Source organism: Neobacillus sp. DHD-1R (assembly GCF_057747995.1).
In genome coordinates, this window is the sequence record NZ_CM173232.1 from 2080252 (window position 1) to 2103785 (window position 23534).

The 23534-nt window shown below is 37.2% G+C and carries 22 protein-coding genes; 16 read left to right on the plus strand and 6 right to left on the minus strand.

The window, feature by feature from the left end; genetic code table 11:
• Positions 1-241 precede the first annotated feature (241 nt).
• Complete coding sequence (gene ltaS / locus AC3ANL_RS10010) at positions 242-2188, plus strand: lipoteichoic acid synthase (protein WP_488329063.1); 1947 nt, start codon at positions 242-244, stop codon at positions 2186-2188.
• Positions 2189-2315: 127 nt separating this feature from the next.
• Positions 2316-2423 (plus strand): YjcZ family sporulation protein, encoded by a 108-nt coding sequence (locus tag AC3ANL_RS10015; protein WP_488329064.1) that lies wholly within the window; start codon positions 2316-2318, stop codon positions 2421-2423.
• A 295-nt stretch (positions 2424-2718) separates the two neighbouring features.
• Here the strand turns inward: AC3ANL_RS10015 and AC3ANL_RS10020 are convergent, their stop codons facing one another.
• On the minus strand, positions 2719-3435 hold the full coding sequence (locus AC3ANL_RS10020) for a Crp/Fnr family transcriptional regulator (protein WP_488329065.1): 717 nt from the start codon (positions 3433-3435) through the stop codon (positions 2719-2721).
• Between the two features lie 110 nt (positions 3436-3545).
• Here AC3ANL_RS10020 and AC3ANL_RS10025 point away from each other — a divergent pair, with 110 nt between their 5' ends.
• The 3 genes from AC3ANL_RS10025 to AC3ANL_RS10035 all read left to right on the plus strand — a co-directional run bounded on the left by AC3ANL_RS10025 (position 3546) and on the right by AC3ANL_RS10035 (position 7900).
• Complete coding sequence (locus AC3ANL_RS10025; protein WP_488329066.1) at positions 3546-4832, plus strand: NCS2 family permease; 1287 nt, start codon at positions 3546-3548, stop codon at positions 4830-4832.
• A 139-nt stretch (positions 4833-4971) separates the two neighbouring features.
• A complete protein-coding gene (gene htpG, locus AC3ANL_RS10030; protein ID WP_488329067.1) occupies positions 4972-6849 on the plus strand; it encodes a molecular chaperone HtpG in 1878 nt (625 codons plus the stop codon).
• Positions 6850-7000: 151 nt separating this feature from the next.
• Positions 7001-7900 carry a YitT family protein gene (locus AC3ANL_RS10035; RefSeq protein WP_488329068.1) on the plus strand — a complete coding sequence of 300 codons (900 nt, stop codon included), beginning with the start codon at positions 7001-7003 and terminating at the stop codon, positions 7898-7900.
• A 66-nt stretch (positions 7901-7966) separates the two neighbouring features.
• On the opposite strand, the gene AC3ANL_RS10040 is transcribed toward AC3ANL_RS10035, so the two are convergent.
• Together AC3ANL_RS10040 and AC3ANL_RS10045 are read right to left on the minus strand one after the other, a co-directional pair.
• A complete protein-coding gene (locus AC3ANL_RS10040; protein ID WP_488329696.1) occupies positions 7967-9178 on the minus strand; it encodes an MFS transporter in 1212 nt (403 codons plus the stop codon).
• Between the two features lie 79 nt (positions 9179-9257).
• Positions 9258-9713, minus strand: a complete 456-nt coding sequence (locus AC3ANL_RS10045; protein WP_488329069.1) for a CBS domain-containing protein — start codon at positions 9711-9713, stop codon at positions 9258-9260.
• A 183-nt stretch (positions 9714-9896) separates the two neighbouring features.
• On the opposite strand from AC3ANL_RS10045, the gene AC3ANL_RS10050 reads away from it, so the two are divergent.
• Positions 9897-10319: a MarR family winged helix-turn-helix transcriptional regulator gene (locus tag AC3ANL_RS10050; protein ID WP_488329070.1), complete on the plus strand. Its 423-nt coding sequence runs from the start codon at positions 9897-9899 to the stop codon at positions 10317-10319.
• A gap of 218 nt (positions 10320-10537) precedes the next feature.
• Positions 10538-11956 carry an aspartate ammonia-lyase gene (gene aspA, locus AC3ANL_RS10055; protein ID WP_488329071.1) on the plus strand — a complete coding sequence of 473 codons (1419 nt, stop codon included), beginning with the start codon at positions 10538-10540 and terminating at the stop codon, positions 11954-11956.
• Between the two features lie 83 nt (positions 11957-12039).
• Here aspA and AC3ANL_RS10060 read toward each other — a convergent pair whose 3' ends face one another.
• Positions 12040-12387 carry a hypothetical protein gene (locus AC3ANL_RS10060; RefSeq protein WP_488329072.1) on the minus strand — a complete coding sequence of 116 codons (348 nt, stop codon included), beginning with the start codon at positions 12385-12387 and terminating at the stop codon, positions 12040-12042.
• A 304-nt stretch (positions 12388-12691) separates the two neighbouring features.
• Between AC3ANL_RS10060 and AC3ANL_RS10065 the strand changes: the two genes are divergently transcribed.
• Positions 12692-13711, plus strand: coding sequence for a VanW family protein (locus AC3ANL_RS10065; protein ID WP_488329073.1), 1020 nt, complete (start codon positions 12692-12694; stop codon positions 13709-13711).
• A 93-nt stretch (positions 13712-13804) separates the two neighbouring features.
• Here the strand turns inward: AC3ANL_RS10065 and AC3ANL_RS10070 are convergent, their stop codons facing one another.
• Both AC3ANL_RS10070 and AC3ANL_RS10075 read right to left on the minus strand, forming a co-directional pair.
• Positions 13805-14011, minus strand: a complete 207-nt coding sequence (locus AC3ANL_RS10070) for a methionine aminopeptidase (protein WP_488329074.1) — start codon at positions 14009-14011, stop codon at positions 13805-13807.
• A 186-nt stretch (positions 14012-14197) separates the two neighbouring features.
• On the minus strand, positions 14198-15616 hold the full coding sequence (locus AC3ANL_RS10075; protein WP_488329075.1) for a sigma-54 interaction domain-containing protein: 1419 nt from the start codon (positions 15614-15616) through the stop codon (positions 14198-14200).
• 213 nt (positions 15617-15829) lie between these two features.
• Between AC3ANL_RS10075 and pruA the strand changes: the two genes are divergently transcribed.
• The 8 genes from pruA (at position 15830) to AC3ANL_RS10115 (ending at position 23494) form a co-directional block, all read left to right on the plus strand.
• On the plus strand, positions 15830-17374 hold the full coding sequence (gene pruA, locus AC3ANL_RS10080) for an L-glutamate gamma-semialdehyde dehydrogenase (protein WP_488329076.1): 1545 nt from the start codon (positions 15830-15832) through the stop codon (positions 17372-17374).
• Positions 17375-17435: 61 nt separating this feature from the next.
• Complete coding sequence (locus AC3ANL_RS10085) at positions 17436-18638, plus strand: ornithine--oxo-acid transaminase (RefSeq protein WP_488329077.1); 1203 nt, start codon at positions 17436-17438, stop codon at positions 18636-18638.
• A gap of 61 nt (positions 18639-18699) precedes the next feature.
• The gene (locus tag AC3ANL_RS10090) at positions 18700-19965 is read left to right on the plus strand and encodes a Glu/Leu/Phe/Val family dehydrogenase (RefSeq protein ID WP_488329697.1); all 1266 of its coding nucleotides are present in this window, start codon (positions 18700-18702) and stop codon (positions 19963-19965) included.
• Between the two features lie 133 nt (positions 19966-20098).
• On the plus strand, positions 20099-20353 hold the full coding sequence (locus AC3ANL_RS10095) for a biotin/lipoyl attachment domain-containing protein (RefSeq protein WP_488329078.1): 255 nt from the start codon (positions 20099-20101) through the stop codon (positions 20351-20353).
• A 347-nt stretch (positions 20354-20700) separates the two neighbouring features.
• Entirely contained in the window at positions 20701-22143 is a 1443-nt protein-coding gene (locus AC3ANL_RS10100; RefSeq protein WP_488329079.1) for an amino acid permease, read from the plus strand.
• A gap of 90 nt (positions 22144-22233) precedes the next feature.
• Positions 22234-22410 carry a hypothetical protein gene (locus tag AC3ANL_RS10105; protein ID WP_488329080.1) on the plus strand — a complete coding sequence of 59 codons (177 nt, stop codon included), beginning with the start codon at positions 22234-22236 and terminating at the stop codon, positions 22408-22410.
• 117 nt (positions 22411-22527) lie between these two features.
• Positions 22528-22875 carry a PadR family transcriptional regulator gene (locus AC3ANL_RS10110; protein ID WP_488329081.1) on the plus strand — a complete coding sequence of 116 codons (348 nt, stop codon included), beginning with the start codon at positions 22528-22530 and terminating at the stop codon, positions 22873-22875.
• A complete protein-coding gene (locus tag AC3ANL_RS10115) occupies positions 22856-23494 on the plus strand; it encodes an HAAS signaling domain-containing protein (RefSeq protein ID WP_488329082.1) in 639 nt (212 codons plus the stop codon). Before AC3ANL_RS10110 ends, AC3ANL_RS10115 begins: the two co-directional genes overlap by 20 nt.
• Positions 23495-23534 lie beyond the last annotated feature (40 nt).

Here is a 23534-nt window from a genome sequence, read left to right on the forward strand (position 1 = left end):
CCTTAAAGTAGTTGAAATTTTATTCATAAGTGCCTCCTTTCTTGAAGCACACAAATAGTTTTCCACCATCTAAAGAATTAATTCCTATAAAAAATGATGACAAAATTGCTTGTTCATTATTTGTTCATTGATTGTTCATATTTACCTGTTATGATAGATGTTAGGTTAATTGGTTCTAAACTCATATTTAAAAGTGCATGTTATTTTGTCATAATGATGTGCTAGAAGGTGGTGCAACAAATTGAATAGTTTACTTCACAAGGGTCAAAGTATTTTTAACAAATATATTGGCTTTTTCTTTTTAGCAGTATTCTTTCTATGGATAAAAACATACATTGTTCAATTAACACAGTTTGATTTAGGGATAGAAAATTCTCTTCAGAAATTTCTCCTGTTTATTAATCCGTTAGGTTCTGCATTAATATTTTTAGGCTTTTCTATGTTTTTTAAAGGACGAAAAAAGTATACTTCGCTGATTGTGATTGATTTTCTATTATCCATTCTTTTATATGCCAATATTTTATTTTACCGATTCTTTAATGATTTTATTACGTTTCCGACTTTAACACAGACACAAAATTTTGGTGATGTCAGCGGTAGTGTGATTACCTTGTTAAAACCGTATGATATTTTATTTTTTAGCGATGTCATACTTATGATTATTTTACTTGCATTTCGTTTTGTTAAGATTGAAAGAAAAGATATGACCCGCGGTAAAATATCTATTTTATTTACTTTATCACTGGCCATTTCCTGCGTGAATCTATCATTAGCAGAATTAGACCGACCTCAATTATTGACAAGAGGATTTGACCGAAACTATATCGTAAAATATTTAGGAATGTACAACTACACCATTTACGATGCGGTGAAAAGTACGCAAGCGTCCGCACAGCGGGTAATGGCAAATAGTGACGATATTACAGAAGTCATAAACTATACAAAATCTAATTATGCGGAGCCTAACCCTAAATATTTCGGTGCTGGTAAAGGTATGAATGTGATCTATCTACACTTGGAATCCATGCAAAATTTCTTAATTAATTACAAGTTAAATGGGGAAGAGGTCACACCATTTTTGAATTCATTGACGAAGGATCAAAATACCATGTATTTTGATAACTTTTTCCATCAAACAGCTCAAGGAAAAACGTCTGATGCTGAATTCATGCTCGAAAATTCCTTATTTGGATTGCCACAAGGTTCAGCCTTTACAACAAAAGGTTTAAACACATACCAGGCTGCACCTGCCATTTTGGGTCAACAGGGTTATACTTCAGCAGTGTTTCACGGGAATTCTGGAACCTTCTGGAATCGTAATGAGATCTATAAATCGTTTGGATTTACTAAATTTTTTGATTCAAACTACTATCAAATCGATGCTAATCAAGAAGCAGAATATGGGTTAATGGATAAGCCATTTTTTAAACAATCGATTCCATTACTTGAGTCACTGCCCGAGCCATTTTATACAAAATTTATAACCGTATCAAATCATTATCCATACCCAATTAATCAAGAAGAGGCGACAATTGCACCTGCTGCGACTGGCGATAAATCTGTCGATGGATACTTCCAAACAGCTCGATATGCAGACGAGGCTTTAAAGCAATTCTTTGATTATTTAAAGGCATCTGGGTTATATGACCATACTATTATTGTTATGTATGGTGATCATTACGGTATTTCAGAAAATCATAATACAGCGATGGAACAAATAATTGGAAAAGAAATTACACCTGTTGAAAATGCAGGATTACAACGAGTACCATTCTTTATTCGTGTACCAGGCATGGAAGGCGGAATAAACCATGAATACGGTGGACAAGTCGACATTCTTCCAACACTTCTGCACTTGTTAGGTACAGATACAAAAGACTTTGTCCAATTTGGGACAGACTTATTATCTGAACAACATGATGATCTGATTCCATTCCGAAATGGTGACTATGTAAGTCCAACGATTTATTCGATTGATGGTAAATATTATGATACAAATACAGGATTGGACTTAGATAAGGACAAGTTAGAAGAAGCAAAGAAATATAAAGGACTCGTGCAACAAAAATTAACCTTTTCAGACAAAGTTGTGAATGGTGATTTATTACGGTTCTATACACCTCCAAGCTTTACTCCTGTAGATCGCTCAAAATACGACTATAATAAAAAAGATGTAGTTAATCAGTAATCAAAACAATTCAGGCTGCCAATTTCAGGCAGCCTTTTTTCTTGGACCAAGAAAGATTAATTAAGTGTGGCACACAAAATAGAGGCTAACATAAGATAATTCAGAAATAGCTGGGAGGTGGATTTTAATGGGTGGTGCTGCAGGCTTCGGTAATGGCTTTGCTTTAGTTGTAGTTTTATTCATTCTGCTAATCATCATCGGTGCAAGCTTTGTCGGTGGTTACGGATATTGCTAAGGAATAAGAATTGACTGCGCTCTGTCTTCTATAGACAGGGCGTTATTTTTTTGCCTTTCGTTTTAAAACATTCTTGAATCTATAGGCAGGTAAAGTGTAAAGATATGAGAAATATTCATTTTCTAAAAATATCTCCAGCATTCTTTACACCGAACTTGGTCCCAATTCAAAAATTTATTTCATTTAACATAATGGCGTTAATTTTGTGAACTAGTTAACAAAATTAACGTAAAAAGGTTAACTGAAATCAAACCTTAAAATTGTTATGATTATGAAATGAGTGGTTAAACGAGTACTAAAGGTTATTCCATTTCCGAAGCGTTGGAACTTCTTCTGCTTCATTACAAATTGCTTCCAATTTAGTTTTATCCAAAAGGTAAAAAAACTTTTCACGAATATCGATAAGTCCTTCATTTTGAAAATCACCAAGTGTTTTGGATATGGATTCTCTAGTTACACCCAGCATACTAGCCAGCAGGGACTGGTTTATTTTCAGGTCAATCTTAAAACAATCACCACTTGGTTTTCCAAAATTATAATAAAGGTCCACCAGTAAATTAGCAGCTTTGGTTCGTACATCATAGAAGGTTAAATAGCGAATCAAGCGATTGAGCATTCTCGTTCGCTCAACGAGAATCATATATGCCTTTCTTAGAACAGAAGGGTATTTGTCGACAAGATCTAAGAAATCTTGTTTGCTAATTTGCCAAACAGAAACATTTTCAAGTGCTTCAATGGAAGAAATTCGATGGTTGTCGTTTGAGAGAGCTTCTACTTCTCCCAGGATATCACCTGGTAAACAGATACTTAGAACAATTTCTTTTCCTTCGTGAATACGGTAAACCTTTACCATACCAGAACGAATGATATAAACATCCTCACTTTGATCATTTTCAAACATGAGGATATGGTTTTTTTTAAATTGGCGCTCCTTCAGTAGGGGAGTGATATGTGGTGCATCAATCTCAGGAATATCAGCGAAAATCGGAATCTCTGAGATATTGGTAATCATATACATGCATCCTTTCTTGAATCACTTGTCAATTGATGTGGGTAATAATAAAGATAATTATAACACGATTTTCGTTGACTGAACTCGTGCATTAAAAGGGGTTAATTAGATTGAATAAACGATTACAGAGACTTTTTCATCTCGAAGAAGCAAAAACAACTATCCGAACAGAGGGGATTGCAGGACTGACCTCTTTTATGACAGTTGCTTACATTATTGTGGTAAATGGTGCAATCCTAAGCCAAGTCGGGATGCCATATGAAGCTGTTACGATTGCAACCGTTATTTGCAGCTTTGTTGGTTGTATGTTAATGGCACTTTGGGCCAATTCACCATTGCTGATCATTCCAGGAATGGGAGATAACGCGTTTTTTGTTTTTACACTAGTATTTTCATTAGGACTTACCTGGCAGCAAGCACTCGCTGTCGTATTAGTTGCAGGAATAGTGTTTACATTGACAACGGTAACAAAAGGTGCTGTATATTTATCCCGCTCCATTCCGAAATCGATGATTAACGCTATGACCTCAGGGATCGGGCTGTTTATAGCCTTTTTAGGATTAAAAAATGGCGGACTGATTGTTGCTGGTGAGGGAACGTTTGTTAAATTAGGAAATCTAGGTGACCCGATTGCTTTAACTACCATCCTTACCTTGCTCATATTAATCCCGCTTTTTTTAAACAATGTGAAAGGAAACTTTCTTATTGGGATTATTGCCGGTACTTTGATTGGAGCTTTACTCGGAATAGTTGATTTTTCAACCTTGCGTAATTTTAGCTTGTCCTTTAGTGGATATGATAAAATATTTTTTTCTTTTGATTTTAGTCAGATAGGCACGATTAATTTTTGGACGGCTGTATTCTCATTATCGATGGTCATTATTTTTCAAAATATGGGAGCACAGCTCGGTATGCTTCCTGATAAATCGAAATTCAGAAAGTCGTTTCAGTCTAACGCCTTTTCCATTATTGGAGCAGGATTATTTGGGTGCAGTCCAACAACAACCGCTGCTGAGTCTGCCACGGGTATTGCAGCAGGGGGGAGAACAGGTTTAACGTCGTTTACCGCAGGATTATTGTTTATTCCCGCACTGTTTCTGATTCCGCTTTTTAAAGTGATTCCCAATGCTGCGATTGCCCCTGTTTTAATTATTGTCGGTTGTTTAATGGTTCAAAATCTAAAGGAAATTCCATTTGGAGATTTTACAGAAGCTTTTCCCGCTTATTTGATGATGGCAATCATGCCTTTATCTTTCAGTATTGCTAATGGAATTGCATTTGGATTCATTGCCTATCCGATTCTAAAACTTGTCACCGGTAGAAAACAGGAAGTTTCCATTACCATGTATGTGATTGCTTTTATCTTCTTGCTTTACTTTATATTAGGGTCTATTTAACAAGTCAGACTACGGTCTGGCTTGTTTTGTTTTAATCTCTTGACGAAAAAATGATTATATGTTATTAAAATAATGGTTAGCACTCAACGGCATAGAGTGCTAAAATAGAATTTGTAATTATTGTAAAGGAGAGGTCTTAATGGAAACAAAACAGTTTAAAGCAGAGTCAAAACGATTATTAGACATGATGATCAACTCCATTTATACGCATCGGGAGATTTTTTTAAGAGAGCTGCTTTCAAATGCAAGTGATGCGATTGATAAAATTTATTATCGAGCCTTAACAGATGATGATTTAACCTTTGATAAAGATAGCTACTACATAAAAGTAACGGCCGATAAAGAAAAACGAACCTTGAAAATTTGTGATACTGGGATTGGAATGACTAAGGAAGATCTTGAAACTAATTTAGGAACGATTGCTAAAAGTGGTTCGTTAGCATTTAAAAAAGAAAATGAAATAAAAGATGGTTATGATATTATTGGTCAATTTGGTGTCGGATTTTATTCAGCCTTTATGGTAGCGGATGAAGTGATCGTCAACAGCAAGGCACTCGGCAGTGATGAAGCCTATAAATGGGAATCTAAGGGAGCTGACGGGTATACGATTGTCCCAAGTGATAAGGATTCTGTTGGTACCGAGATTATTTTAAAGATCAAAGAAAATACAGAAGATGAGAGCTATGATGAATATTTGGAAGAGTATCGTTTAAAAGGGATCATCAAAAAATATTCTGATTTTATTCGCTATCCCATTAAAATGGACGTTACGGAAAGACGGCTAAAAGAGGGCAGTGAAAATGAATATGAGGATTATCAAGAAGAACAAACGGTTAATAGCATGGTGCCAATTTGGAAAAAGAATAAAAAGGATCTTACAGCAGATGACTATTATAATTTTTATTCTGAAAAACGCTATGGTTTTGATAAGCCGATAAAACATATTCATATCAGCGTGGACGGAGCTGTTAGATATAACGCAATCTTATATATTCCTGAAAAGATACCTTTCGATTTTTATTCTCAGGAATATGAGAAGGGGTTAGAGCTTTATTCCAATGGTGTGTTGATTATGAACAAATGCGCTGACTTACTTCCTGATTATTTTAGCTTTGTTAAAGGGATGGTGGACTCTGAGGATCTGTCTTTAAATATTTCAAGAGAGATGTTGCAGCATGACCGCCAATTAAAGTTAATTGCGAAAAACATTAATAAAAAAATCAAAAGTGAACTATTAACTATCCAAAAAAATGAACGAGATAAGTATGAAGAGTTTTATAACTCCTTTGGCAGACAACTCAAATACGGTGTTTACAGTGATTATGGGACACATAAAGAAGAATTACAGGATTTATTGATGTTCTATTCGTCTAAAGAGAAGAAATTAGTGACGCTTGACGAATATGTTTCAAGGATGCCAGAGGAGCAAAAATACATTTATTATGCCACTGGAGAGTCAAATGAAAGAATTGATAAGCTGCCACAAACAGAACTAGTTGCTGATAAAGGATATGAAATTCTCTATTTCACAGAAGAAATAGACGAGTTTGCAATTAGAATTTTAATGGCTTATAAAGAAAAAGAATTTAAATCGGTATCAAGCGGTGATCTAGGGTTTGAAACGGATGAAAGTCAAAATACGGCTGCTGAACAAAAGGAAAACAAAGATCTCTTTGACTTTATGAAAAATATCTTATCTGACAGGGTAAAGGATGTTAGAGTATCTAAAAGATTAAAAACCCATCCGGTATGTTTAACCACTGAGGGCGAAGTTTCGATTGAAATGGAAAAGATTCTTAATGCTATGCCAAACAATCAAAACATTAAGGCAGACAAGGTTTTAGAAATTAATGTTCATCACGAAGTATTTGAATCATTAAAAGATGCCTTTGAACAAGATAAAGAAAAATTAACACTTTATACCACCTTGTTGTATAACCAAGCCCTGTTAATTGAAGGATTGCCGATCGAGGATCCAGTTGAATTTACCAATAACATTTGTAAAATTATGGTGTAAGGATATCTAAACGGATTGCAGTTGTTTATGCAATCCGTTTTATTTTTATAAATGTGAACTTGAGTTCAATTTTAGAAGGAATTATGATATAATTATATAAAGAAGAAAAAATGTTTTTTACAGAACAACTATTTCGGAAAGGTGTGGTTTAATGACAGATTTACAAAAAGAAGAATTTTTAAAAGAAACCATTCAACATCGCAAGCTCCCAAAGAGCAGGATTATTTTGCGAATCATTGCCATTACAATTGGTGCTATTTTAATGGCAACAGGACTAGAAATATTCCTAGTTCCAAACCACGTTATTGATGGTGGAATAACAGGGATTTCAATCATGCTTGCACATTTAACTGGTTGGAAATTAGGAATATTTCTATTCGTGCTAAACCTGCCATTTGTTTATATGGGATATAAACAAATGGGAAAAACATTTGCCTTTTCTACGGTATATGGCATTATTGTGTTATCCATTTTTACTTCCTTCTTTCACCCTGTACCTGCTTTTACGGATGATATCCTTTTAGCCACTTTATTTGGGGGAATGATCTTAGGCATTGGGGTTGGCCTGGTCATTCGCAATGGTGGGGCATTAGATGGTACAGAAATATTGGCCCTTGTCATTAACAAAAAAGTTCCCTTTTCAGTTGGTCAAATTATTATGTTTATGAACATCTTCATTTTAGGAACGGCAGGCTTTGTCTTTGGCTGGGATCGTGCGATGTACTCACTGTTAGCATATGTCATTGCTTCCAAAGCAATCGATACGGTGGTAGCGGGACTGGAGGAAACGAAATCTGTTTGGATTATAAGTGACGATGCTGAAGAAATCGGAAATGCCGTCAATGATCGTCTTGGACGTGGAGTGACCTATCTTAAAGGTGAAGGTGCCTATACAGGGGATACTAAAAAGGTCATTTTTAGTATCATTTCAAGATTAGAAGAATCAAAATTAACGACGATTGTCGAAGAGATTGATCCATCAGCATTCCTAGCCATTGCTGACATCTCTGAGGTTCGTGGCGGCCGGTTTAAGAAGAGAGATATTCATTAGGAAATTAGTAAATCTAAAAAAGGAGGATGTATGAAAGAGTTGACCCTTTCATACATCCTCCTTTTATTAATGTGTTTCAACTTGATCAACATGTTTAACATGATGATTGTTTATGAGGATAAACCATACAGAAATGACCACAAAGCTGCCACCGACGATGAAAGGGACGGATGGGTTAAAAATTTCAGCAAGCTTCCCAGCCATAAATGGTGCAATAGCACCGCCGATAAAGCGGAGAAAGCTATAGGCCGCGGAGGCAGTGGACCGTTCTACTGGTGCAGCATTCATTACTGCTGTTGTAATCAGTGTATTGTTATTGCCTAATAATGCACCAGCAACAATTACGGCAGTGATGATTAGCCATTGTTCTGAAGTCCAAATGCCCATGGCAAAAAGAAGGATAGCAAACAGAATTAGCATGGCACACATGGATTTAATCGTTCCAAACCATTTTTGCAATTTGGGAGCCACGAATACAGATGTAATTGCCAAGAGGATTCCCCATCCAAGAAATACAAAGCCTAAACCATGCTCATCTAATCCCATGACAAAAGGGGCGTATGCGAGTAGAGTAAAAAAACCGAAGTTGTAAAGGGCTGCAGCTATACCGAAAATTAGCAGAGAGCGATGTTTTAAGGCACGGAAGGGATCTAAAAAGGAAGTTTTTGATTGGTTGTTAGTTTGTTGATTGTCCTTTGGCATTAATAAAGTTAACCCAATAAAAGCAATCACCATTAGGGAAGCAACACCAAGAAATGGACCTCTCCATGACATAGCGCCCAGCCAACCGCCAAGAAGCGGTCCAACAGAAATTCCTAGTCCAATTGCTGCTTCATATAAAATAATTGCTTTAGCGGTTCCGCTTTTAGAAAGGGAGACGATCGCAGCTAATGCTGTAGCGACAAACAATGCATTCCCAAGTCCCCAGCCGCCGCGAAGGCCTACGAGTATCCAAATACCGTTTGAAAATCCCCCAAGTGCGGAAAAGACAGCAATGATAATAATCCCAGATAAAAGAGTCCACTTTATCCCAAGCCTTGAAGAAATCATTCCCGTTAAGAGCATTGCAACTGCCATTACTGCATTATAGCTTGTGAATAACAAGGTAACTTGACTATGCGAGGCATGTAATTGGTCGGCGATTGCCGGCAAAATCGGGTCAACAAGACCTAAACCCATAAAAGCAATGATACAGGCAAAGAACACGGCCCATACAGGCTTTGGTTGTGCTAATAATCTTCCTTTTACTTCTGCAGAAGCAGTAACTTTCGAGGACATAGACGCAACAGGTGGTGGTGTTGACATTCACATTTCTCCTTTTTGATTGAATTTCTCCCTAGTCAATCTTCCTATTAATTTATAATAACTCTTTGAAGGTATTTCTGATCACATCTCCACGGCTTATAATTCCAACCAATACGCCATTACGCTCAACTGGAACCTTTTTTATCTGTCTTTTTCCTAATACAGCAGCGATATTTTCCAGTTCTTCATCCCATGAAACCTTTATCACCTTTTTTTTAGCAATCTCGAGAACATTCAAATCTAACAATCTTTGTTCTCTTTCCTCAAATTTTTCATCATCGCCTTTAATTACGAAAGCATAATAAAAATTGTCGACGATTCTGTCCTCATGCTTGCCTATATAGCGCAAGATATCACCATCACTGACAAAGGCAACAACCTCATTTCTGTCATTAACGACTGGAAGACCGCTGATCCGATATTCGATAAACTTTTCAATCACGGATCGAACGGAATCACTGTCTAGCACTTTATGGACTTGACTGATCATAATGTCATGTGCTTGCAAATTTTTTCCTCCTCTTTTCATTTTTGGAAAAATTGGTTGTATAATGAAAGTATCTGATTGTATTATACAACTATTTTCTACAGCGTCAATGGGGGTTTCCATCAAGTTTAACTATCATATAAATATAGATTGATGTGGTATGATTGTTTTTAGCACTTAGTTTAACTGTGAGGTTGGATAGATATGCACGAACATTCCATGGAAATGATTGAACTTGAACTAGCTATTCTAATTCGCCGGACGACTGCCGTTACTTCTAATAAAAAAATCGGGAATCTTGATCGCTCTGCCTATTTATTGCTCCGTCGGATCGCCACTAAGGGGGCTGTTGGAGTAAAAGTTCTGGCAGGAGAATTCCAGTTGGATGTTTCAACGGTAAGTAGACAGGCAGCAGCTTTAGAGCAAAAGGGTTATCTCTATAAAATTCCTGATCCATTAGATGGAAGAGCCTATACGTTTGAAATAACAGAACAGGGTCAAAAAGAATTAACTGACCATATGAAGGGCCGATTGGAGAGAATAAATGTCTTATTAAAAGATTGGTCAGATGAGGAACGCCAAATTTTTGGACAGCTGTTAAGAAAATTCAATCAATCTTTTATTTAAGATTAATATTCTTTAAATTTGATAAAAAAAATAGATGACCGAAGGAAATGAATTCGATCATCTCTTTTTATTTTGAAGCAGTTGCAATAGATCTGGTTTGTTAATGAATAATAGAGAAAATAGAGACACATGATGATTTTATTGGTATTATTTTTGTGTGATAATAATTTTTTTACAACAACTAAGATCGTGATATTAAAGTTGGGAGACGGATATTTATGGACACAAAAAGAATCGAACAAGACTTTTTAGGAAAAAAAGAGATTCCCTTAGATGTGTATTATGGTATTCAAACACTGAGGGCGGTTGAAAATTTTCCTATTACGGGCTATCGGATTCATGAAGAGTTAATTAAGGCACTTGCGATGGTAAAAAAAGCAGCCGCAATGGCTAATATGACCACTAAACGTTTGTACAGCGGGCTTGGAAATGTAATCATTGAAGCAGCTGATGAGGTGATTGAAGGTAAATGGAACGACCAGTTTATTGTGGATCCGATTCAAGGTGGAGCAGGTACATCGATGAACATGAATGCAAATGAAGTGATCGCAAATAGGGCTCTTGAATTGCTGGGCTATGAAAAAGGTGCGTATATGCATTTAAGTCCTAATACCCATGTGAATATGTCGCAATCGACCAATGATGTGTTTCCAACTGCCATTCACATTGCCACACTAAAGTTACTTGAAAAATTACTAGCGACCATGAATTATATGCATTTAGTTTTTAAAGAGAAGGCTAAACAATTTGAAAACGTTATCAAAATGGGGAGAACACATCTTCAGGATGCCGTTCCTATCCGCCTTGGTCAAGAGTTTGAAGCGTACTCACGTGTCCTTGAAAGAGATATCAAGCGTATTTCGCAATCACGCTCCCATTTATATGAAGTGAATATGGGTGCAACGGCAGTAGGTACAGGATTAAATGCTGACCCTCAATATATTCAAGATGTCGTTAAACACTTAGCAGATATCAGCAGGCTTCCATTAGTGAATGCCGAACACCTAGTTGATGCTACCCAAAACACAGATGCCTATACCGAAGTATCAGCTGGGCTAAAGGTTTGCATGATGAACATGTCAAAGATTTCCAATGATCTTCGTTTAATGGCATCTGGTCCACGTGCAGGCCTTGGAGAGATCACACTTCCTGCGCGTCAACCAGGTTCTTCGATCATGCCAGGGAAAGTAAATCCTGTTATGCCGGAACTTATTAATCAAATTGCTTTCCAGGTAATCGGCAATGACCATACTATTTGCCTAGCTTCCGAAGCAGGCCAGCTCGAATTGAACGTGATGGAGCCAGTATTAGTGTTTAACCTATTGCAATCAATCAGTATTATGAACAATGGATTCCGTTCTTTTACCGATTTTTGTCTAAAGGGAATTGAAGCAAATGAAGCTCGCCTAAAAGAATATGTAGAAAAAAGTGTAGGAATCATCACGGCTGTTAATCCGCATTTAGGGTATGAAGTGGCGGCACGCATTGCTAGAGAAGCGACGATCACTGGTAAATCAGTTCGTGAATTATGCTTAAAATATGACGTTCTTTCAGAAGAAGAATTAGACCTTATTTTAAATATATATGAAATGACTAAGCCGGGGATTGCTGGTGCCGCACTATTGGAACGAGATTAGCAAGACAAGGCGTTAGTTTTGCGTGAAATAAAAAAAGGGCGATTCGGCCCTTTTTTGGTTTATAGAGGTTTAAAACCAATCTTTTATTTTTCTTTCTTTTTATCGCTTTTATCATTTTTCACTTCACGCAACGTACGGTAAATTTGCGTATACATACTTCCTTCTGCAATATTTTCTAAGAAGAAAGGACCAATGAGTTCTAGATATTCCTCGTCTTCAAACATTTTTTTGTTTTGTAATTCCATTTCTGCTAAACCCTCATAGGTTGAAAGCATTGCTAAAGTATGATCCGCTCCAGACACCGGGGTTAAGATCTCCACTTTATGATCATAATTTTCATTTCTAAACTTTTTAATTTCCTTTAAATTATCGATTCCTTCCTTAAATTTCTCCTGTTTAATGATAAAAGTCTGATATACAAATACAGACATTTTTGCACCTCCAAAAAAATTCCATACCTATTCATTACTATTTGCTTATTTTATTTTTTTATACTAGTCCATTTTGGCTGAATATCAGTTTTTACTTGTTTATAATAATAAATGTAATTATTTTATGGGTACAAAGTGTTAAAATAAAATCTGTTCATGTAATTATTGCAGGAAAATGGAAATAAAAATGGAATAGAATAGGAGATTGTCCTGAAACGAAATTCTTTTTATAAACGTCAAATAGTATATTAGTAGGTATTTGACTAAATTTTTATAATAAATCAGAAAAGTTGGGGAAATAGAAATGTTTACTAGATTAATTACCATTTTATTAGCAGGTAGTTTAATTGGATTAGTGGGTTGTGCGGAACAGACAGATAAAGAAAAAGAAGCAAAGGCAGCACAGCAGCATCAGCAGAAAATTGCTCAAGAGGCAAACTTAAAAGAAAAACAGATCAAGGAAGAGGAAAAGAGAAAAAAAGAAGAAGAGGCAAGACCGATAATTTTGAATCTTATTGACCCAACTTCGAAAAATGTAATAAAAACTTTTAATGTAAAGGATTTAGGTTACGGAAAAGATGAGGGGAAATTTAAACAAGAACTTGCCGCATTAACAAGGGAATTAGCTAGAGGAACAAAAGAAATGCCAGGATATGATAAAAGGATGATTTTAGATAGGTTAGATGCTAATGGACAAGTCATTAAAGGAACACCGCAAACTATTCTTGATGAAGCGGAGCTGTCCGAAAAGATCATGCAGACCTCGGCCAAAGGCGGGGACGTTGAGATTCCACTTTATGTAAATGAAAGTGGCTATAAGCCTGAAGAAGCGGCTCAATTAGGGGAAGTCGTTGTCGCTGCGTATACTACCAAATTTAATAACGCCGTTGCGGGTAGAACGAAAAACATTGCCTTATCAGCAGAGGCGATCAATAATGTCATCATTGGGATGGAGGATTCTTTCTCATTTAATACGACTGTAGGCCCAAGTGACGCAGAACATGGGTATCAACAAGCCCTTGAAGCGATCGACGGGAAATTAGTGGATGGAATCGGCGGCGGTATTTGTCAGACATCTTCTACTTTATATAATGCGATTGACCAATTAGGTGTAAGTTATATTGAAAGGAATAATCATTCGCTCCATGTGGGCTATGTACCGACTGGAAGAGATGCAACAGTTTCTTATGGGGGGTTAGATTTTAGATTTAAAAATACCGCTGATGCCCCGTTGCTCTTAAAAGCAATTGTTAAGAAAGGTACATTAACCGTTGAGGTAAGGACAGCAAAGAAATATCAAAACCAAATTAAGAAGCGTGGCTAACTATGGCCCGGAATTGACAGCAAAAAATCCCTTCAGGACATTTCCTGAAGGGATTTTTACTAAAGAAGGAGGTCGGAGTTAATTGTAAAAACATTACTTCATTTCGTCCCAATCTGTATATTGACCGCTGCCTTGACAGCCTGGACATTCAAAAGAATTGAAGTAAGCATATTCATTATAGGGATAGACGGTATAGCCTCGACCCTGACAATCAGGACATTTACCCTGCTCTTTCATATTGGAGATATGGTTTTGATACCTAGTCTCTTTCCATTGGTTAAATGAGTTGAGTAGTCCCATTTTCTTCACCTCATCGTTTTTTCTTAGTATGGGGGAAAAATGGAATATTTATGCTTGTATGTTTTTTTTATAAAGTGGTTAATGGTTACTAAATAGTTCCATTTAATGGCGGTAATTCCTCATATATTATATGGAAATATAATCTTTTTAGTGAGTCTCTATTTAAAATTGTAAAAAAGAAGTATGCTAATCGACTCTTTTTATCTCCAAACTTAGCTTCTTCATTCGGTATTGTAAACTTTGGCGGCTTAACCCGAGTGACTTCGCTGCCCTTGAAATATTAAAATCGTTTTTCTTTAACACATGCTCAATATATGTTTTTTCAAATAACTCCATTTGATCTTTAAGTGGCACCGTAACATTCGCGTCATCTTTAATGAAGGTGTCCACAGTGGAAAGAGGCATCATTCTCTCCTTCATCTGCATTTTGCTTCGATATTGGTAGGGCAAATGGGAGTACATAATACATTCTTCGTCCATCATAATGTTCATGGCTGCTTCAATAATATGCTCTAACTCGCGGACATTTCCATGCCAATCATACTCAAAGAAAGAGGATTTAACATCCTCTGACAAGCCCTTTACCCGCATGCTAAATCGCTCATTGTATTTTTCGATAAAATGCTCCACTAATAATGGAATATCTTCTTTGCGGTCTTTTAGTGGCGGGACAAAGATTGTTACGACTCCCAGCCGATAATATAAGTCCTTTCGCATGCGGTTATGGGCAATTGCGTCAATAGGGTCTTCATTCATATTGGCTATAACCCTAACATCAACAGGGGTATCCTTCGTATCACCTATTCGCCGTATCGTTTTTTCCTGAAGGACGCGGAGCAATTTAGCCTGAAGATTTAAATTTAATGAGTTGATCTCATCAAGCAACAATGTACCGCCGTTTGCTTGTTCAAATAAACCTGGGGTATCGACAGCTCCTGTAAATGCACCACGCTTCGTCCCAAAAAGCAGACTTTCAATTAAATTATCAGGTAGGGCGGCACAGTTTTGCGAAATAAAAGGAGCAGATAACCTTCCGCTTGCATTGTGAATGCTTTGGGCAAAAAGTTCTTTCCCTGTACCTGTATCGCCAACTATTAATACATAGGAGGAGGTTCGAGTAGCGCGTTTCGCCGATTCAATTACTTCCTTCATGGCTTGGCTTGTCCCAATAATGTTATCGAACGTATATTTTGTAGTCCCCTTATTCATATTTCCCTTTAATAGCTTTTCTAGCTTTGTAACATCATTAGCAATTTCCACTGCCCCTTGAAGATTTTCATCCATATAAATAGGAATGGTATTGTTAATAGTAGTAATTTCCCGTCCCTTATTATTAAAATAGGTTTGCTTTACGTTACTCGTTTCTTTGCCTTCTTGCAGTGCTTTTACAAGAGTACTAGATTGGTCATCTTTAAACATAAACACGTCTAAAAGGTTTTTATCCATTACATCTTGAAAATCCATCGATTCCATTTGCATCATTTTTTTATTATAAATAATCGTTTTTCCGGTTTCGTCAACCGCATGGACACCAACATCCACTTCGTCCAAAATTCGTTTATACACACGTGTTAAATAGAGCAAATAATTTTTGGAATGATCCATGATGATCCCTACCCTTTGTATTTTTCCTTTATGCACATATTTAATCAAAAAAAACTCAACAATGCAAAATAATTTTGCGTTTTTTTTGTAAAAACAGAATTTTAAGCAAAAAAATATTGCTTCATATATGAGGTTAACCCTATTAACATGCAAAATATATGGTTGGCACAGAACTTGCATTATAGATTTATGAATAACAAAGGGGGAGAATGCATGCTGACATATACTCATGAACCATTTACTAATTTTTCAGAGGAAAAAAATAAACTGGCATTTCAAGAAGCTTTATCATTAGTCCAATCTCAATTGGGTAAACACTACCCGGTTATTGTTGGCGGTGAATCGATTACGACTGATGAAAAAATTCAATCGATCAATCCTGCTAATAAAGAAGAAATAATTGGCACCGTGTCAATGGCTAATCAAGAATTAGCGGAACAAGCCATGCAGGCTGCATTAACAGAATTTGAATCATGGAAAACTTGGAGACCTGAGCATAGGGCGAACATCTTATTCCGGGCTGCTGCCATGATGCGCCGCCGTAAACATGAATTTTCTAGTTATCTCGTAAAGGAAGCAGGAAAGCCCTGGAGGGAAGCAGATGTAGAAACTGCTGAAGCAATCGATTTTATCGAATATTATGGCAGACAAATGTTGAACCTCAAAGATGGTGTGCATGTCCAAAGTCGTTTTGGCGAGTTCAATCAGTTTCACTATATTCCACTTGGAGTAGGAATTATCATATCACCATTTAATTTTTCATTGGCCATTATGGCTGGAACAACCATTGCCGCGATTGTATCTGGAAATACCGTTTTGTTAAAACCAGCAAATTCAACACCGATTGTAGCTGCAAAATTTGTGGAACTAATGCATGAAGCCGGGCTTCCCAGCGGCGTTTTAAACTTTGTTCCAGGAAGCGGAGCACATATTGGTGATTATTTGGTTGACCATCCAAAAACTCGTTTTGTATCCTTTACAGGTTCCCGCGAGGTCGGCTGCCGTATATATGAACGTGCTGCAAAGGTAAATCCAGGACAAATTTGGTTAAAGCGTGTGATTGCAGAAATGGGTGGAAAAGACACCGTGGTTGTTGATAGTGAAGCTGATTTAGATTTAGCTGCAGCCTCAATTGTCTATTCAGCATTTGGCTATGCAGGTCAAAAATGTTCCGCTGGATCTCGTGCGGTTGTACACCAAGATGTATACGATGTCGTCCTAGAAAAGGCTGTTGCTTTAACTAAGACACTTACCGTTGGTAATCCTGAATTAGAAGACACCTATATGGGACCAGTAATTGATGAAAAATCATTCGAAAAAATCATGAATTATATTGAAATTGGTAAAGAAGAAGGCAGGTTAATGACTGGCGGAGAAGGAGATGACGCAAAAGGTTACTTCATTCAACCGACCATTATAGCGGATCTCGATGAAAATGCCCGCTTGATGCAAGAAGAAATCTTTGGACCAGTAGTAACATTCTGTAAAGCACATGATTTTGACCATATGATGAATATTGCTAACAATACAGATTATGGACTCACAGGAGCCCTAATATCAAATAATCGTGCACACATTGAAAGAGCAAGAGAGGAATTCCATGTCGGAAATCTTTACTTTAACCGTGTTTGTACTGGTGCAATTGTTGGCTACCAGCCATTTGGCGGATTCAATATGTCAGGAACAGATTCCAAAGCCGGAGGACCAGATTACTTACTTCTCCATATGCAGGCAAAAACAACTTCAGAAATGTTATAAGACTAACAAGCAAGAATAGGAGAGCAGTCTAGTTATTAAAAAAATTAGGGAGGAAAACAAAATGACAGAAGTTAAAACTAAAACAAGCGAAATCATTGAACAAACAAATAAATTTGGTGCCAATAACTATCACCCACTGCCAATTGTAATCGCAAAAGCAGAGGGTGTATGGGTGGAAAGTCCTGAAGGAAAACGTTATATGGATATGCTAAGTGCGTATTCAGCGGTGAACCAAGGACATCGTCATCCCAAAATTATTCAAGCATTAAAGGACCAAGCAGATAAAGTAACCCTTACATCAAGGGCATTTCATAATGACCAATTAGGTCCTTGGTATGAAAAAATTTGTAAGCTTACTAATAAAAATATGGCACTTCCTATGAATACAGGTGCAGAAGCAGTAGAAACAGCGCTAAAAGCAGCACGCCGCTGGGGCTATAATGTAAAAGGAATTGCGGAAGATCAGGCAGAAATTATAGCATGCACAGGGAATTTTCATGGACGGACAATGGGCGCGGTTTCGTTATCATCTGATCCAGAATACAAACGAGGATTTGGACCAATGCTGCCTGGGATAAAATTAATTCCATATGGTGACTTCGAAGCATTAAAGGCAGCCATTACGCCTAATACTGCTGCATTTTTAATGGAACCAATCCAGGGTGAGGCAGGTATTATTTTACCTCCTGATGGATTTTTAAAACAAGCTTCTGAATTATGTAAAGAACAAAATGTCTTATTTATTGCGGATGAAATTCAAGTAGGTTTAGCACGGACTGGAAAAATGTTTGCCTGTGATTGGGAAGAAGTCGAACCTGATATGTTAATTTTAGGAAAAGCACTTGGAGGCGGAGTATTCCCGATTTCCTGTGTGGTAGCCAATTCCGACGTTTTAGGTGTGTTTAATCCTGGTTCACATGGGTCTACTTTTGGGGGAAACCCACTAGCATGTGCGGTGTCACTTGCGGCATTAAATGTGATTGAGGAAGAAAAGTTAGAAGAACGCTCACTTGAATTAGGGGAATATTTTCTTGAACAATTAAAAACAATGAACAATCCAATTATTAAAGAAATTCGCGGAAGAGGCTTATTTATCGGGGTTCAATTAACTGAAGAAGCTAGACCATATTGTGAACAATTAAAAGATGTAGGCTTATTATGCAAAGAGACACATGATACAGTCATTCGCTTTGCACCACCTTTAATTATTACAAGAGAAGAAATCGATTGGGCAGTAGAGAAAATTCAAAACGTATTATCCTAATGTGAAACCCAAACTTTAATAAGAGGTGGCAAAGATGCCTGCTAATACACTGGTAAATGATATGACGAAGGAACAACATAAGGAAGAAGAATCATTAAATTTATTTTATTCCACGCAAACAGTGATTCAAAAAGCACTTAATAAGTTAGGTTATACAAACGAAATGTATGAGCTTTTAAAAGACCCGATTCGATTATTGACAGTTAGAATTCCTGTAAGGATGGATGATGGATCCGTTAAAATTTTTACCGGTTATCGTTCACAGCATAATGATGCTGTAGGACCAACAAAAGGTGGAGTCCGCTTTCACCCAGACGTGGATGAAGAAGAAGTAAAAGCACTGTCGATTTGGATGAGTTTAAAGTGCGGAATTACGGATCTACCTTATGGCGGGGGAAAAGGTGGAATCATTTGTGACCCAAGACAGATGTCCTTCAGAGAACTTGAAAGATTAAGCCGCGGATATGTTCGGGCGATTAGCCAAATTGTTGGACCATCTAAAGATATTCCCGCTCCAGATGTGTATACCAATTCGCAAATTATGGCATGGATGATGGACGAATATAGCCGTTTACGTGAGTTTGATTCACCTGGATTTATCACGGGAAAACCACTTGTATTAGGCGGATCAAAAGGTCGTGAAACAGCGACGGCTGCTGGTGTTACCATCTGTATACAAGAAGCTGTGAAGAAAAAAGGTAAAGAGTTAAAGGGTGCACGTGTGGTTATTCAAGGGTTTGGTAATGCTGGCAGCTATTTAGCCAAATTTATGCATGATGCGGGAGCAAAAGTTATAGCCGTTTCAGATGTCTATGGGGGAGTTTATGATCCTACTGGACTAGATATTAATTTCCTTCTCGATAGAAGGGATAGTTTCGGAACCTTCTCCCAATTATTTAAAAATACAATTACTAATAGTGAACTTCTTGAACTAGATTGTGACATTCTTGTTCCAGCGGCCATTTCAAACCAAATAACGGCTCATAATGCTGCGAATATTAAGGCTTCCATTATTGTCGAAGCAGCGAATGGACCTACAACTCTTGAAGCAACTAGTATTCTAACAGAACGCGGTGTTCTTCTAGTTCCTGATATTTTGGCAAGTGCCGGTGGGGTAACTGTTTCTTATTTTGAATGGGTACAAAATAATCAAGGTTACTATTGGTCTGAAGAAGAGGTTAATGAAAAACTAGAAAAAGTAATGACCAGTTCATTTGAAAATATCTATCATACTGCTCAAACACATCAAGTAGATATGCGTTTAGCTGCTTACATGGTTGGTATCAGAAAAACAGCAGAAGCCTCTCGTTTCCGTGGTTGGGTATAAAGGAAAATGATGCACCTGTGAGAGTTGATTCTAATTATTTGGTGAAAACTGGATTTGTAAAATCAATTCTCCATGTGTTAGAATAATTACCGCTTAATGACTATACGAAATCAAAAAATAGGAGTGAAGAGTTTTGCAAAGGATAGAAGAAACCATTTACAGTCCTTGTTCCGGAACCGTTGAAAAAGTTTTAACAGAGAAAAACGACCATGTATACGAATGGGAAAAGTTGTTTTTAATTAAAACTAACAACGGTAAGGTGGAAGAGGTTTCGGTTGGCATAAGCGGACATATTACCAATTTATTCGTTAGAGATGGCCAAAAGATTAATGCTCATACAGCATTAGCTATAATAAACGATGACCTTCTGATTACTGGTAGTGACTAATAGAAAGAGGATGTCTCAACAAAGGGGTCTGACCCCTTGTTATGGGACATCTTTTTTTTGCGTTTCATATGCAAAATTATTTTAAAATAATGCAAAAAAATTTTGCATTATTGTTCAAAAAGTGGTCATAAATTGACTTTTCTACTTTGGCATAGAAATTGCAAGTAATAAGGTGGAAATAGTAAAAATATTAAAAAGATTTGGTTGTTGATGAGGGGCAATAAACCTAATTTTTAATTTAACAAGAAAATTCGATAACTTTTTGTTGATGTTTTACTATTTTAATACATTTTTTAGTTAGCAGAAGATGTAAGCGTATTCTTTAATAGGAATAAGGGGGAAGGTTAATGAATTTACAGGAGAACAATGCAACACATGAATTAAAAAGAACCATGAAAACGCGCCACTTGTTTATGATCTCACTTGGTGGGGTAATTGGGTCAGGTCTTTTCTTAGGGGCAGGGTATACGATTAGCCAGGCTGGACCAACAGGTGCTATTCTTTCCTACATAGTTGGCGGATTGATTATGTTTTTAACCATGCTTTGTTTAGGGGAATTGTCGGTAGCCATGCCTGTTTCCGGCTCATTCCAAACCTATACTACTAAATTTATCGGTGCCGGAACGGGATTTGCACTTGGCTGGTTGTATTGGTTAGGTTGGTCCGTTACGGTTGCCTTGGAATTGTTGTCGGCTGGGCAGCTTATGCAGCGGTGGTTCCCTAATTCACCTGTTTGGATCTGGTGTGCCATTTTTGCAGTGGTTTTATTTTCACTCAATGCACTTTCAGCCCGTGCCTTTGGCGAAACAGAGTTTTGGTTTTCTAGTATTAAAATTTTCGCTATTATAGCTTTTATTATTCTTGGTGGAGCTGCGATGTTCGGTTTGATTGACATGAAAGGTGGACAAACCGCACCATTTTTCTCGAATTTTACAGCCCATGGTCTTCTTCCACATGGATTTACTGCCTTACTCATTACGATGATTGCCGTTAACTTCTCATTCCAGGGTACTGAATTAATCGGGATTGCAGCTGGGGAAAGTGAAGAACCAGAAAAGACCATCCCAAAATCAATTAAGCAAACGGTGTGGCGTACGTTATTTTTCTTCGTATTAGCTATATTTGTTTTAGCAAGTTTAATTCCAATGAAACAAGCAGGAGTCGTTGAAAGTCCTTTTGTCGTCGTTTTTGATAGTATTGGTATCCCTTATGCAGCAGATATTATGAACTTTGTCATCCTTACTGCCTTACTTTCTGTAGCTAACTCGGGTCTATATGCGGCAACACGGATGCTATATGCGATGTCAAAAGAGAAAATGACTAGTCCAAAACTTGCAAAAGTGAATAAACAAGGTGTTCCCATCAATGCCCTTGTTTTAACAATTGGGATTGCTTTATTATCCTTATTGTCTGGATTCTTTGCACAAGAAACCGTATTTGTATGGCTGCTATCGATAGCTGGACTTGGAGCTCAAGTCGGTTGGATTTCCATTACCGCTTCGCAAATTGCCTTTCGGAGAAAATTCATCCGTGAAGGCGGAAAAGTGGAGGACCTTAAATTCAGAACACCACTTTATCCTGCACTGCCAATCATCGCCTTAACCTTAAATTGTATCGTATTGGGAAGTTTAGCGTTTGACTCCGAACAACGGCTTGCCCTTTATTTAGGAGTTCCGTTTGTAGCAGCCTGTTACCTTATTTACCATTTCAAAATTAAAAAGAACCGTGAGAACGATGGTGGTGGAGAACAGGAATTAAACCTTCACGAAAATAAAAAAATGATCATTTAATCTTTTTGCTGACGTTTGGATTATATGCCAAACGTTCTTTTATTAGGGGATATTATTATCTGAAATTCGAATAATAAATGTGAGGTGATTATGATGGGAAAATGGAATGAGCAGGCCGCACCGAATAATAATTTACCCCCAAAGACGATTCGCACCGGTGAGTTTGTTGGTAAGGAAGCTGAACTTGAATTTTCAGAGGAATTATCCGATGGCGGCGAACGAGATCAATTCATTGAAAAACAAAAGAATAACTTGAAAATGAAATAGTTTTTTATGAAAAGCAGTGGCGATGCAAAATCGTCACTATTTTTTTAAATTTGTTTACAACACATTTTATTTGTTGTAGAATTTCTATGTACCTAACAAAACTAGGTAGGTGATAAAATGTTTAATCGTGAATTGGTAAAGGGGAGTACGTCCTTAATCTTACTCCAATTACTAAACGAACGTGATATGTACGGCTATGAATTGGTTAAAGAGCTTGAACAGCGCAGTGACAATGGCTTGAGTGTAAAAGAAGGCACTCTGTATCCTGCCCTACATAAGCTTGAAAAACAGGAGTATATTGACTATTACTGGCAAGAGCAGGAAAAAGGCCCTGCACGTAAATATTACCGGATTACCATAGCAGGGAAAGAGCTATTAGACGAAAAAACCCGTGAGTGGAACGACTTTGTTAAAGTAATGAACAAGGTGATAGGGAGATCGAAGCATGGAACGGCCGAAGAATGAGTTTCTTGAAAGATTAGCAGAGGGACTTGGTGACCATCAAGATAAAGAGAATATTCTGCGCGAGTATGAGTCACATATCGATGAAATTCTAATTGAATTGTTTGACTATACGAATGAGGATGAGGTCATCGAGCGAATTGAAGCTAGGCTCGGAAGTCCAAAAGAGATTGCAGAATTGTGGAAGGAAGAGCTATCCGTTACACCAAGTAATATGAAATGGCTGTTTATTGTTCTCAATATTCTTTTCTTTGGTGGAGGAAGTTTATTAACATTAGCACATAATCTTTATCAGTGGGAGTGGTTAACGTCCCTATGGGGCCATTTAACCGCCATTCCTTCTCTTATTGCCTTTTTGTATATGTTCTTTTGGGCCTTACTTGGTTATGAAATCGGTAAAGGGTTTGGTCACGGTGGAAGAGTGCTGCTTCGGAAAACATTCTTACTTTCACTCATTCCTAATATATTGTTAATGGTTCTAACGGTATTTGAAATCATACCACATTCATGGTTTGCACCATTACTAACAAAAACGTTCATCATTGCTTGTATCATTTTTACAATAATCCTCTATCCAATTAGCTGGGTTGGGTATCGCTGGGGAAAGAAAGCGTCGATATAAGCAGTTTTTTTTGCTTTGTTACCTAGAATATCTATATATA

Bases quoted from the DNA above. Each gene is read 5' to 3' on its own strand.
- AC3ANL_RS10085 (WP_488329077.1), top strand. From the start codon at position 17,436: ATGACAGAAGTTAAAACTAAAACAAGCGAAATCATTGAACAAACAAAT.
- AC3ANL_RS10105 (WP_488329080.1), top strand. From the start codon at position 22,234: ATGATGGGAAAATGGAATGAGCAGGCCGCACCGAATAATAATTTACCC.
- AC3ANL_RS10060 (WP_488329072.1), bottom strand. From the start codon at position 12,387: ATGTCTGTATTTGTATATCAGACTTTTATCATTAAACAGGAGAAATTT.
- AC3ANL_RS10035 (WP_488329068.1), top strand. From the start codon at position 7,001: ATGACAGATTTACAAAAAGAAGAATTTTTAAAAGAAACCATTCAACAT.
- htpG (WP_488329067.1), top strand. From the start codon at position 4,972: ATGGAAACAAAACAGTTTAAAGCAGAGTCAAAACGATTATTAGACATG.
- AC3ANL_RS10050 (WP_488329070.1), top strand. From the start codon at position 9,897: ATGCACGAACATTCCATGGAAATGATTGAACTTGAACTAGCTATTCTA.
- AC3ANL_RS10075 (WP_488329075.1), bottom strand. From the start codon at position 15,616: ATGGATCATTCCAAAAATTATTTGCTCTATTTAACACGTGTGTATAAA.
- AC3ANL_RS10015 (WP_488329064.1), top strand. From the start codon at position 2,316: ATGGGTGGTGCTGCAGGCTTCGGTAATGGCTTTGCTTTAGTTGTAGTT.
- pruA (WP_488329076.1), top strand. From the start codon at position 15,830: ATGCTGACATATACTCATGAACCATTTACTAATTTTTCAGAGGAAAAA.
- AC3ANL_RS10040 (WP_488329696.1), bottom strand. From the start codon at position 9,178: ATGTCCTCGAAAGTTACTGCTTCTGCAGAAGTAAAAGGAAGATTATTA.
- AC3ANL_RS10065 (WP_488329073.1), top strand. From the start codon at position 12,692: ATGTTTACTAGATTAATTACCATTTTATTAGCAGGTAGTTTAATTGGA.
- AC3ANL_RS10115 (WP_488329082.1), top strand. From the start codon at position 22,856: ATGGAACGGCCGAAGAATGAGTTTCTTGAAAGATTAGCAGAGGGACTT.
- AC3ANL_RS10020 (WP_488329065.1), bottom strand. From the start codon at position 3,435: ATGATTACCAATATCTCAGAGATTCCGATTTTCGCTGATATTCCTGAG.
- AC3ANL_RS10070 (WP_488329074.1), bottom strand. From the start codon at position 14,011: ATGGGACTACTCAACTCATTTAACCAATGGAAAGAGACTAGGTATCAA.
- aspA (WP_488329071.1), top strand. From the start codon at position 10,538: ATGGACACAAAAAGAATCGAACAAGACTTTTTAGGAAAAAAAGAGATT.
- AC3ANL_RS10110 (WP_488329081.1), top strand. From the start codon at position 22,528: ATGTTTAATCGTGAATTGGTAAAGGGGAGTACGTCCTTAATCTTACTC.
- AC3ANL_RS10090 (WP_488329697.1), top strand. From the start codon at position 18,700: ATGACGAAGGAACAACATAAGGAAGAAGAATCATTAAATTTATTTTAT.
- AC3ANL_RS10100 (WP_488329079.1), top strand. From the start codon at position 20,701: ATGAATTTACAGGAGAACAATGCAACACATGAATTAAAAAGAACCATG.